Source organism: Cohnella sp. GbtcB17 (genome assembly GCF_019091135.1).
In the GTDB taxonomy this organism is placed as follows: Bacteria; Bacillota; Bacilli; order Paenibacillales; family Paenibacillaceae; genus Cohnella.
Genome location: NZ_JAGXJW010000031.1, coordinates 46,910 through 58,446 on the forward strand (window position 1 = coordinate 46,910; position 11,537 = coordinate 58,446).

Annotated in this window: 11 protein-coding genes; 6 read left to right on the forward strand and 5 right to left on the reverse strand. The window is 63.4% G+C overall.

The features are described from left to right. The first annotated feature begins 117 nt into the window (after positions 1-117). Positions 118-1,272, forward strand: a complete 1,155-nt coding sequence (locus KVT38_RS17875) for a winged helix DNA-binding domain-containing protein (RefSeq protein WP_254639318.1) — start codon at positions 118-120, stop codon at positions 1,270-1,272. Between the two features lie 187 nt (positions 1,273-1,459). On the opposite strand, the gene KVT38_RS17880 is transcribed toward KVT38_RS17875, so the two are convergent. Continuing rightward, on the reverse strand, positions 1,460-1,918 hold the full coding sequence (locus KVT38_RS17880) for a threonine/serine exporter family protein (protein ID WP_217595104.1): 459 nt from the start codon (positions 1,916-1,918) through the stop codon (positions 1,460-1,462). A gap of 15 nt (positions 1,919-1,933) precedes the next feature. Then, positions 1,934-2,695, reverse strand: a complete 762-nt coding sequence (locus KVT38_RS17885; RefSeq protein WP_254639319.1) for a threonine/serine exporter family protein — start codon at positions 2,693-2,695, stop codon at positions 1,934-1,936. 129 nt (positions 2,696-2,824) lie between these two features. Here KVT38_RS17885 and KVT38_RS17890 point away from each other — a divergent pair, with 129 nt between their 5' ends. Then, positions 2,825-3,871 (forward strand): glycoside hydrolase family 130 protein, encoded by a 1,047-nt coding sequence (locus KVT38_RS17890; protein WP_217595105.1) that lies wholly within the window; start codon positions 2,825-2,827, stop codon positions 3,869-3,871. A gap of 93 nt (positions 3,872-3,964) precedes the next feature. Continuing rightward, positions 3,965-5,032, forward strand: coding sequence for an asparaginase (locus KVT38_RS17895; RefSeq protein WP_217595106.1), 1,068 nt, complete (start codon positions 3,965-3,967; stop codon positions 5,030-5,032). Positions 5,033-5,100: 68 nt separating this feature from the next. Here the strand turns inward: KVT38_RS17895 and KVT38_RS17900 are convergent, their stop codons facing one another. Beyond that, the gene (locus tag KVT38_RS17900; RefSeq protein WP_217595107.1) at positions 5,101-6,651 is read right to left on the reverse strand and encodes a histidine kinase N-terminal 7TM domain-containing diguanylate cyclase; all 1,551 of its coding nucleotides are present in this window, start codon (positions 6,649-6,651) and stop codon (positions 5,101-5,103) included. 252 nt (positions 6,652-6,903) lie between these two features. Here KVT38_RS17900 and KVT38_RS17905 point away from each other — a divergent pair, with 252 nt between their 5' ends. Then, on the forward strand, positions 6,904-7,488 hold the full coding sequence (locus KVT38_RS17905; protein WP_217595108.1) for a hypothetical protein: 585 nt from the start codon (positions 6,904-6,906) through the stop codon (positions 7,486-7,488). 26 nt (positions 7,489-7,514) lie between these two features. Here KVT38_RS17905 and KVT38_RS17910 read toward each other — a convergent pair whose 3' ends face one another. After that, complete coding sequence (locus KVT38_RS17910) at positions 7,515-8,423, reverse strand: AraC family transcriptional regulator (RefSeq protein WP_217595109.1); 909 nt, start codon at positions 8,421-8,423, stop codon at positions 7,515-7,517. A 117-nt stretch (positions 8,424-8,540) separates the two neighbouring features. On the opposite strand from KVT38_RS17910, the gene KVT38_RS17915 reads away from it, so the two are divergent. Together KVT38_RS17915 and KVT38_RS17920 are read left to right on the forward strand one after the other, a co-directional pair. Beyond that, positions 8,541-9,347 carry a phytanoyl-CoA dioxygenase family protein gene (locus KVT38_RS17915; RefSeq protein ID WP_217595110.1) on the forward strand — a complete coding sequence of 269 codons (807 nt, stop codon included), beginning with the start codon at positions 8,541-8,543 and terminating at the stop codon, positions 9,345-9,347. A 194-nt stretch (positions 9,348-9,541) separates the two neighbouring features. Continuing rightward, a complete protein-coding gene (locus KVT38_RS17920) occupies positions 9,542-10,483 on the forward strand; it encodes an NHL repeat-containing protein (RefSeq protein WP_217595111.1) in 942 nt (313 codons plus the stop codon). A 286-nt stretch (positions 10,484-10,769) separates the two neighbouring features. On the opposite strand, the gene KVT38_RS17925 is transcribed toward KVT38_RS17920, so the two are convergent. After that, complete coding sequence (locus KVT38_RS17925; protein ID WP_217595112.1) at positions 10,770-11,534, reverse strand: SDR family NAD(P)-dependent oxidoreductase; 765 nt, start codon at positions 11,532-11,534, stop codon at positions 10,770-10,772. Positions 11,535-11,537 lie beyond the last annotated feature (3 nt).

Here is an 11,537-nt window from a genome sequence, read left to right on the forward strand (position 1 = left end):
CGACGCGAAACGAAAGCGCGATACGGCATTCCTTCCTGACAGACTGCTGTCAGAGAGCTGGCGTTATTCTTGGAGTAAGCGATGAGGCGGAACGCCTCGCCAAGGAGGACGATTCGCATGGACGAAAGCCCGATGGACCCGACTTCGCCAAATATCGGCCGAGCGGTTGTCCCCACGCTCGACCGCCGCGCGTTGAATCGGGCGTTGTTGGCCAGGCAGCTGCTCCTTCGGCCGGCGCGCATGACCGCGCTCGAAGCGCTCGAGCGGCTATGCGGTCTTCAGGCGCAGTCGCCGACGGCGCCGTATTACGCGCTCTGGACGCGGCTCGAAGCCTTCGATCCCGCCGAGCTCGAGGGTCTGCTCCAGGGACGCGAGGCGGTGCGGCTCGCCTTGATGCGGGCCACGCTCCACCTCGTTTCTGCCAGAGACGCCCTGGCGCTGCGGCCGCTGCTCCGGCCCGTGCAGGACCGCGGCCTGGCCGGCGCCTTCGGCAAGCGGCTCGCCGGCGTAGATATGGACGCGATCGCCGCCTTGGGGCGCGAATGGACAGCCGAGCGGCCGCTGAGTTTCGCGGAGCTGGGCGCGCGGCTGGCCGAGCGCTGGCCGGACCGCGAGCCCGAGGCGCTCGCGGCCGCGGTGCGGGCGCGCGTGCCGCTCGTGCAGACGCCGCCCCGCGGCCTGTGGGGCCGCAGCGGGCAAGCGCTGCATACGCCGCTCGAAGCGTGGACAGGTGGGCAGCGTATGGCAGACTACACGGACGAGGCGCTCGTCGTGCGCTATCTGTCCGCCTTCGGGCCGGCGTCGGTCAAGGATATGCAGATTTGGTCGGGTCTCACGAAGCTGCAGGCTGCCGTCGGGCGTCTCGGCAGTCGGCTTGTCCGATTCCGCGACGAGCAGGGAACCGAACTTTTCGACTTGCCGGAGGCTCCCCGTCCGAACGGGAGCGCCCCAAGTCCGCCGCGCTTCCTCGGCGAATTCGACCAGATGCTGCTCGCCTACGCGGACCGCTCCCGCATCCTGAGCGAGGCGCACAAGCGGCGCGTCTTCACCGCCAACGGGCTCGTGCGCCCCGTCTTCCTGCTGGACGGCTTCGTCGCCGGCAAGTGGGAGCTGCGGCGGCGTGGCGGCGAAGCGCTGCTGCTCGTCGAGCCGTTCGCCCCGCTGTCGGCAGATGACCGCGAAGCGCTCGGCGTGGAAGGCGCTCGCCTGCTCGCGTTTGCGGCGAGCGGTTGCAGCCACGAGATCCGGTTTGCTGACGGCGCGGCGGACTGAACGGGCGTGGCGAGTGGCGGGGGGCGGGAATGTCTGGAGTGGCTGGAGTTGTACGGTTTTACCGCACAACTCCGCTGCCAAGCAGCGTTTACCCCGGAGTTACACGATCTTGTCGCACAACTCAGCTCGCGAACGCGCGTCTTCGTCATCCGCCCACAGGAAACAGGCTTCGCTGTCTATCGAAGCTTCAGCCGCCCGCTCGCGACATCCCCGCCCGCGCCCTTTTCACCAGTTGGTTGACGACCTCGGAGAACACGAGCCCGACCGCGATCGCCCCGGACAGCATAAACGCCTTGGCACCCAGCTCGACCGCGGACATGTAGTCGTTCTGCACGACCCGCAGCATCGCGTCGTACGCCATGCCGCCCGGCACGAGCGGGATGATGCCGGATACGCTGAATACGGTGACCGGCACCTTGAAGCGGATCGCCTGATAATGGGCAATGAGGCCGATGAGCACGGCGGACGCCCAGGTCGCCGCGATCGGTCCGGCGCTGCCCTGGTCCAGGCCGTAATACACCAGCCAGCCGACCATGCCCGTCAGGCCGCATTGCATGAGGCTCCGCTTCGGAATCTGGAAGATGACGCCGAAGCACGCCGTCCCGACGAAGCTCGCCACGGATTGAGAGATGTAATCTGCGATCATGATCCGCCTGCCCCCTTATCCGTTCAGCGTCAGCGCGATGCCGATGCCTGCGCCGATGGCGAAGGCCGTCAGAAACGCCTCCGCCCCCTTCGAAATGCCCGATACGAGATGCCCCGCCATTAAATCGCGAACCGCGTTTGTGATGAGCAGCCCGGGCACGAGCGGCATGACGGACGCGATCATAATCGTGCTGTGCTGCTGGCCGATGCCGAGCCGCACGACCAGATAGGACAGCAGGCCGACGGCGAGAGCGGCGATGAGCTCCCCGAACAGGCGGATCGAGCTGAGCTTCGCCACCCGTCCGAGCAGCCAGAAGCCCGTTCCGCCGCAGAGCATAGCCGCCGGCATGTCCGCCCAGGTGCCCTGGTACAGGATGAGAAAGCAGCCGCTTGCGAGCGCCGCCAGCACGAGCTGGACGCCCAGCGGGTAGACGGGCGTGCCGCGCTGGACTTCCTTAAGCAGCCTGCAGGCTTCCTCCGGCCGCAGATGGCCGCCTGCGATGCGCCTGGAGATGTCGTTCACCTCGGTCACCTTGTTCAGGTTGGTCGACCGCTGCGAGATGCGGACGAGCCGCGTCGCCGACTCCGAGCCCTCGATGGCGAACATGATTCCCGTCGGCATTACGAAGCTTTGCGGACCCTCCGCGCCGTAGGCGGACGCGATCCGGATCATCGTGTCCTCCACGCGGTACGTTTCCCCGCCGTTCTCCAGCATGATCTTGCCGGCCAGCAGGCACACCTCGACGATCTCCGCGCTTCGCGCGTTCATTGGTTCCATCGAATCGAATCCCTCGATCTCCGCCACCTCCCGCGCCGGCTCGGCCCGATCGGGAGGCCATCGCTTGGAGATTGGGTACTTGTAAAGTAGTATGGGGTTAGAATAAGATGCAAACGGGGTGAGCGTCAAATGGCAGTCCTTCGTATGGCGGACGGTCCCGTCGTGACCGTCGGTCATGTCAAGCCTTCCCGTCCCGATTTCCAGGTCGTCGGCGCTTTTAATGCGGGCGTCGCCGAGCTAGGGGACGAAGTCATCTTGCTGCTTCGCGTAGCCGAGATGCCGCTGCAGCCGGAATCTGGCGCCGTGCTGGTGCCTATGCTGGGCGAGAATGACGGCGAGCTGCAGCTCGTTCGATTGACGGCGGACGATTCGAATTACGATTTTTCCGACTCGCGCGTGATCAAAGGATACGACGGCTCCTACGCCTACCTGACTTCGATGTCTCATCTGCGCGTCGCCCGCAGCCGGGACGGCGTGCGGTTCGTCGTCGACGAGCAGCCCGCGCTGTTCCCGACCGGCGAGGACGAAGCCTGGGGCATTGAGGACCCGCGGATCACGCAGATGGGCGATCAATATTATATTACTTACAGCGCGGTCAGCTCCCGGGGCGTCGGCGTCGGGCTGGCGGTGACCCGGGATTTCGTCGCCTACGAACGGCTCGGCATGATCCTGCCGCCGGAAAATAAAGACGCGATGTTTTTTCCGGAGCGGATTAACGGCAAATACTATATGCTGCACCGTCCCGTGCCGAAGTCGATCGGCGCGCCAGAGATGTGGGTCGCGGAATCGCCCGACCTGCTCCATTGGGGCGGCCACCGGTATCTGATGGGGCTGCGGCCCGGCCACTGGGACGGCGGCCGCATCGGCGGCGGCGCGGTGCCGATCAAGACCGATCGCGGCTGGCTGGCGCTGTACCACGGCGCCGATGCCGACAGCCGGTACTGCATGGGCGCGGCCCTGCTCGACCTTGAGGATCCGGCACGGGTGCTGGCCCGCTCCCGCGTGCCGATTCTGGCGCCGGAAGCCGACTACGAGGTGAACGGCTTCTTCGGCAAGGTCGTGTTCTCCTGCGGCGCGATCCTCGATGGCGACACGGTCCGCATGTACTACGGAGCGGCCGACGAAGTGATGGCGCGCGCGGACATTCCGCTGGCGGATATTTGGGACAGCTTCTGACCGAGCTGACCGAGAGGCTGAACCGACGCCGCGAGGGAACGACCTGCGCAACACGGCCTGCGCGATAAGATAAACGAAAGGAAGTCTGTCCCCTTGCCAGTAAACTCGTCCGATAAAATACTCGTCCTCTTCACCGGCGGCACGATCGGCAGCCGGCGCGGCGCGCGCGGCATCGACGTCGATGCGTCGGGCTCCTACTTCCTTATGGAGCAGTATGCCCAATTCGCCGGAACGCGCGGGATCGAATTCGACACCGCGCAGCCCTGCAACCTGCTCAGCGAAAACCTCGTGCCGTCCGACTGGGTTACGCTTGCCGCAGCGGTTCGCGCCGCGTATGGGGCCGGATACGCGGGCATCATCGTCACGCACGGCTCCGATACGCTTTCTTTTTCGTCGGCCATGCTGTCCTACTTGTGCTGCGACGCGCCGTTCCCGGTCGTGCTGACGGCCGCCAACTATCCGCTCGACGACCCGCGGAGCAACGGGCTCGCCAACTTCGCCGCATCGGTCGACTTCATCGCGGACGCCGCATTGCCCGGCGTCTTCGCGCTGTTCGGCGACGACCGCGGCGATTCGGTCGTCTACCTCGGCACGCGCATCACGCAGGCGCTGCCGTTCACCGATCAATTCGACGCGCCGTACGGAGCGCCCTTCGGGCGAATGCGCGAGGGCCGCTTCGAGCCGAATCCGCATCCGCTCAATCCGTCCCCCGCCGCGCTCGCACGTCCGGCGCCGCCGAACCCGCCCGCGCCGCAGGCGCGCGACGACGCCTGGCCGGCCGTGCTCTACATCAAGCCGTATCCCGGCCTGGACTACGGTGCGTATGACTTCGACTCCCGCCGCCCGCGCGCCGTGCTGCACGACACCTATCATTCGGGCACGGCGAACGCGCGGGAAGGCGCGGAGAGCCGGTCCCTCGTCTCGTTCATCTCCTACTGCCGCGAGCGCGGGGTGGAGGTCTATCTTGTGCCGATGCGCAGCCCCGAAGGCGATATGTACGCCTCGTCGTCGCATCTGACCGCTGCGGGCGGGATCGCGCTCGGCAACATCTCGTCCGAGGCCGCGCTGATGAAGCTTCTCCTCGCTTGCGCCGTATCCGCGGACGCCCGCGAGGTCGAGCGGTTGGTGCGGACACCGCTGTTTTTCGAGTACATGGCGTAACGGAGCGATAAAGGAACAAAAAAGGAGGACCGGCTTCTTGATGCCGATTCTCCTTTTTGATTGCCTGACTATGCATGCATCGTCGTCCGACCGCCTTCGCGCGTCGCGTTGCGCCCGAAGCGCTTCGCCTCGTACAAGCCGGCGTCCGCCCGAGAGTACAGCGACTCGAACGATCGATCGTCGGGTCCAAGGCTCGCGATGCCGATGCTCGCAGTGATGCCGAACGTGCCGCCGAGCCCGTCCTCGATCTCGATTCTCCCGATCGCGAGACGAATGCGCTCCGCGCATTCGAACGCTTCGCCCGCAGCCAGTCCGGGCAGCGCCAACGCAAATTCCTCGCCGCCGATACGGCCGAACGGCCCCATTCCCTCTGCGGTCGCGCGCACCGAATCGACGAACGCGCGAATCGCACGATCCCCCGCCAGATGGCCGTACCTGTCGTTCACACTTTTGAAGCTGTCGATGTCGAGCACAAGCAAAGACAGCTGCTCCGCTCGCACCCGGGCATGCTCGAGCACGCGCGTCAGCTCGTCAATGAAGCCGTTGCGATTGTAAATGCCGGTCAAGCCGTCGGTCACGGCCGCCCGCCGCAGCGCAAGCTCCCGCCGGTGCTCCTCCGTACGGTCCGTCAGCACGGACAGCGAGCCGAGCAGCACGCGGTTCCGATGGAAAATCGGCGTGATCTTGGCGGTGAACTGCCGTTCGTCCTCTCCTTCGCCCAACGCAAAATCAAACGATACAATCTCGACACGATTCCGATGCGCCGCAAGCCAACGCTCCGAAGGCAGCGGCGTGTCGGTGACAAGCCTTCTCTGCCACATCCCGTCTTCCATCCGGAGCATCCGTCTCGCCGCGCCGTTCAGATCCTGAAGCCGTCCGTCCGCATCGAGCACAACGATGCCTTCGCTCATCATGTCGAACAGGCGGTTGCGCGGGAAGGGAACCGAATCGAACAGGTGATAGCGCAGCACGCCCCATCCGACGATCAGCAGGCCGGGCAAATAGATGATGCCGATCGAGGTTGTATGTCCCTGAACGCCGAGCAGACCCGCTCCGCGCAAAAATGCGAATACCGACGGCAGATACATGCCCGCGATCAGATACAGCAGTTGCTTGCGCTGTACGCCGCGCGTGTAAAATACGCTGCGAACGAGGACGTACAAGCCGACGAGGGAGACGAGCAGAGAAAAACCGTAGACCGCCTGGTTCAGCAACGTCCGTTGGATGACAAGCATTCCCGCTTCATTTATGTAAACCTGCACGCGCATGAGATGATGAAACGTGTCGGTATAGATGAGAATCAGCCCTGCTGTCGGGATGGCAAGCATCAGAACGACGGTATGGCGGGTCAGCCTGGATCCCTCTCGCGTATACGTCAAGGCAAGCCATAAGACGGCGAGCGGGGCGTAAAGATAACCGATCTGCTGGACGTTGCGCCACAGCAGCTTGTCCGCGAGGTCCGGCAGCAGCTCCTCCCTGCCGGATGCGAACATAATGATCCCGGTCAGCGCAAAAAGCGCGAAAAGCGGAAGCGCCCCGGGCATCTTCCGCACGCGATAGGCATAGACGACTCCCAAGAGCGAGAGCAATCCGCCGAATAAAAACAACCAGGCCGTCATGGAGAGGCACCTCCGTTCAGGCTTTTATTATATCACCCGTTAGGCCGGTTCAATGGAAATGTTCGACAAATTCCATGCGAAGATGATACCGCTATGAAAATCCAACTTCTCCTTATTTTTGAATTTCATGCGTAACTAGCGATAACCGTCTTTTCCAAATATTGAACGATCGTTTCTTTGCGTCAAAGTGGAACATTTGTCACGCTGCCTCCGTCAAGAGATCAAAGACAACTCGGAAACGGTGGTGCCCCTATGTCGATCAAACTGTTCGGAACCGTCCTGCTCGCAGCCGTGCTGATCGCCGGCGGCTTGCTCCTGAACGGTCCGCTGACGCCTTCCTTTGCCCTGTCCCCCGCCGAACAGATCGTGCCGCTGCCTCCCGTTCACCTCGATTTTCCTGCCGACGGACAAGAAAATGCCGCGGGCGGTCCTGCCGTTCAAGGAGACGCCGCCCGCCTGTTGAGCCTGATGAATGCGGCCGACGCCGTCGCGACCGGAACCGTCATCGCGGAAGCGCATGCGCTGGACGGCAACTCGGCCGTGACGACGCTGGAGGTGCGCGACTGGCTGAAGGGCGGCACCGCCCGCTACATCCGCATCGTTCAGTCGATCGGCCCGGACAGCTCTCCGTTATGCTCGGGGGAGAGCTACCTGCTCATGCTGCGCGCCGATCAGGGCCAGGCGCCGGACGTCTATCGCATCGCCGGAAAAGCAGGCGAGGGCAAGTTCATGCAATCTGGCGGCGTCTGGACAAACGACGATCCGCTGCTGACGACGGCGCTCCAGAACTGGTCCCAGAAGCAGCCTGCCGCGCTGGCCAAGAAGCTCGCGGCCTGAGCGGTTCGGACGGGGCGCACGACAGACTATTGCGCAGGCCAGGAGATCGACGAAGCGTACCGGCTTGGGGACATGCCCTCCGTTTTTTTGAACAGCTTGCTGAAATAATAAAGATCGCCAATGCCCACGCGAGCGCCCACCTCCTCGATCGAGAGCTTGCGCTGGGCAAGGAGCTGCTTGGCCCGCTCCATGCGCAAGCGAAGCAGGTAGGCCGATACCGTGGTGCCAGTCGCCTGCTTAAACAGCGTGCCGAAGTACTTGGGCGTAAAGCCGGCCCTGCCCGCTAGCAGCTGCGCGTCGATCCGCTCCACGTAGTGCGCTTCCATGTACTGGATTGCTTCTAGCACCATATCCGCGTGCGGATGCCCGATCCGCACGCCTTCCCGCGTCATCAATTCCTCGTATACTAACCCGAGCAGCCGCAGCATGGCGGACTTGAGCCGCAGCCTCGCGCCGACGCCGGCACGATTGAAGCAATCGTTCAACTCCTTGAACGTCTCGTAGAAGCCCTTCACGTCTCCGACCGCGATCGCTTCGGGAATGTCCAGCTCCGAAGGCTCGACGGCCGGCCTTTCGTGCAGGCGTCCCGCCTTCTCCTCCACGCCCTGCCCCATATACACTGCATATGGGGAAAACTCGTGTCCCTCTCCCAGGTACATATAATCGAAATGAACGGCAAAGCAGTCCATCGGCTGTGCTCCGACGATCTCCATCGCGTTGCTCAGATGCGGCCGGATATAGAACAGATCGCCGCCCTTCATCGCATGCACGCGGTCGCCGAGCCGCAATCTGCCTTCGCCGCTGACGACGAAGATGAACTCGTAATCGTAAATATGCCGGTCGTCGTTGCGGGAGCCGGGCGCAATCTCGATCTCGTGCACGTAGCGGACGTAGGGCGACAGCAGGCGGTAATCGATTTTCTGCGGGACAAGCATGTAAGCGCTCCTTATTTTCCGACCTTTTTACAAATACGGCGAACTTCTATCCATCCACTGCGACTCCTCTACCTATTATGCTTGAACTACAGCAAATCACAAGGAGGCTGCAGCGCGATGACGACTCAGACGCAAGTACAAACGCCGATCACGCAAGCGCATATCGATTTCTATCGGGAGAACGGGTTCGTGCAGGTGGACAACATGATTACGCCGGAGGAACTGGCCGAGCTGCGCGAATATTTGGAGGAAGCGATGCAGAACGACGGAGACCGCGCCGTCAACACCGACAAAAAGGGCGGTCTGTACTATCGGGTGCTCAATCAGAAAGTAAACGTCTGGCGCGATCATGCGGGCATGGGTCGGTACACCGCACACCCTCGCTTCGCAGAATCGGCGAGACTGCTGGCCGGCGCGTCCGGCATGCGTCTATTTCACGATCACGGCCTCTGGAAAATGCCGGGCGATTCCAAGGAAACGCCTTGGCACCAGGACACGCCGTACTGGCCGGTAAACGAAAAAAATCCCGGCATGATGTCGATCTGGCTGACGCTTGACGACGTGGACGAACGCAACGGCTGCATGGCCTTCGTGCCGAAGTCGAACCGCTTGGGCAAATTGAAGGGCATCGACTTGACCGACCCGCAAAACATTTTCGGCTACGTGGAAGGCGGCCAGGCGGATACGCAGAAACCGGTCGTCGTACCGCTCAAGGCGGGAAGCTGCACGTTCCACGACGGCCTGACCTTCCACTACGCGCATGCCAACTCGACGGACCGCCCGAGGCGCGTGCTGGCCATCATCTATATGCCGGACGGCGTCACCTACAGCGGCGACGCGCATGTCATCACCGACGGGGCGGGACTGGAAAAGGGCCAACCGATCGCGGGGCCGCGTTTCCCGCTGCTCGCCAGGGAGGGCTGAGCCGATGTGCAGGCCGAGCGGATGCGCCGGCGCTTGCCCGGGCGGCTGCCGACGAGAAGAGACGCGAAGCGGACCGGAGACGACGGGACGCGGCAACGAGGCCGCGAGCGCGAGCAACGATAAGAATAAGAAGCGATAATATGAGCGGCGATAAAAAAACGAACGCGCGATAAAATGAGGAAGGCGGATCGAAAATGACGGATATGCGTAAGAACGGCATCCGGGAGGCGGCGAGTTACTCGCCGCTCTCCGGGTGGGCCAAGCTGCCCGAGGGCGTCGCCCTCGGGTATACGCACGGACTGGCCGAGGATGCGACAGGACGAATTTATGTGTTTAACATGAGCCGGCATGCGGTCGCGATATTTACGCCGGACGGCGAATATGTCGGCTCTTGGGGCGAAGAATACGCTGCCGGCGCTCACGGTCTCTGCCTGGCCAGCGGGGCGGACGGCACGGAATATTTGTACGTAACGGACATCCGCAGGCATCGCGTCGCCAAGCATACGCTGGACGGCCGTGAGGTGCTGGTACTCGACGTCCCTCCCCTGTCCGACATTTACGAGACGCCGGACAAATATCGTCCGACCGATGTCGGCGTCGCGCCGAACGGCGATATCTACGTGGCGGACGGCTACGGGGAATATCTGATTCACCGCTACGACAAAGACGGACGCTGGCTGCAAAGCTGGGGCGGACGCGGAGACGCGGAGGATGGGAAGCTGTACGAGCCGCACGGCTTGTGGGTCGACGGCTCCGAATCCGGTGCCACGACCGTCTACGTTGCCGATCGCAGGCATCGGCGGTTCGTGCAGTATGCGGCGGACGGCGAGCTCCTCGGCACGTTCGGGGGAGACTACATGCTGCCATGCGATCTGGTCGGCGCAGGCGACTATTATTGCATCCCCGATCTCAATAGTCGCGTCGTCGTCGCGGATCGCGAATTTAACGTCGTCGCGCAGCTCGGCGAGACGAGCCCGCTCTGGCAGGACGCCAGATGGCCCGCGATCCCGCCGGCCGAATGGCCGGAGCGCGGGTTCGTGTCCCCGCACGCGGTGCACGTGGACGGCGAAGGCGCCATCTACGTCGTGGAGTGGGTGCCGGAAGGACGGATCACGAAGTGGGTGCCGCAAGCTTGAGTTGATGGAAAAAGCTGTCCGCCGCATTGTAAGCGCGGGGGACAGCTTTTTTCGCGTGAAGGTACGCAGCCGGCGGTCCCCGCGAGGCTGTAGAGTAACTTTTTCCCTTACGGCACCATTTAGAACGGGCCGCAGACCTGTAGAGTAACTTTCTGTCTTTACGGCACCATCTAGACCGGGCCGCAGACCTGTAGAGTAACTTTCTGTCTTTACGGCACCATTTAGAACGGGCCGCAGACCTGTAGAGTAACTTTTTTCCCTTGCTTCACCATTTATTTGCCGTTGCTCATATCGCCGTAAAGCCTCCGTCCACCATTAGATCGCTCCCCGTTACGAAGCTGGCGTCGTCCGATGCGAGAAATGCGACCGCGCCGGCTACCTCCTCCGCCCGGCCTTGACGGCCGAGCATGTGAAGCCGCGAGACGCGCGCATCTTCCTCGGCCGGGTCGATGCCGAGCAGCTCGCAGGACTTTTCGAAAGCCTCGGTGCGAATGTAACCGGGACATACCGCATTCACGCGGATGCCATCCGGCGCCAGGTCGTACGCCCAGCATTTGGTCAGCCCGCGCAGCGCGAACTTCGTGGCGTTGTAGGTGGCGAACTGCCGCTGTCCCACGAAGCCGCTGACGGAGGACAGATTGACGATCGAGCCGCCCCCGGCCGCCTTCATCAAAGGCACGACGGCCCCGGTCAGCGCGGAAGTCCCCTTTACGTTGACGTCGAGAATCCGGTCCCAGTCGGCCGGCGTCGCTTCGACGCCCTTGAACACGAACGCAGCCGCGTTGTTCACGAGCACGGCCGGATGCACGCCGTCCCGCGCCCACCGATCCGCCAGCGCAGCGATCTGCCCGGCGTCCGCAAGATCGATCCGTTCGAAGCGAACCGGTCGCCCCGTCTCGGCTGCGATGCGCTGCGCCGTATCCGCGCCCGTCTCGCTCCGGTCGAGCAGCCATACGTCGCAGCCCTCCTCGGCGAACCTGCGCACGATCGCTTCGCCGAGTCCCTGCGCGCCGCCGGTGACGACGGCCGTCTTGCCTGCCAGTCCCCGCATCTC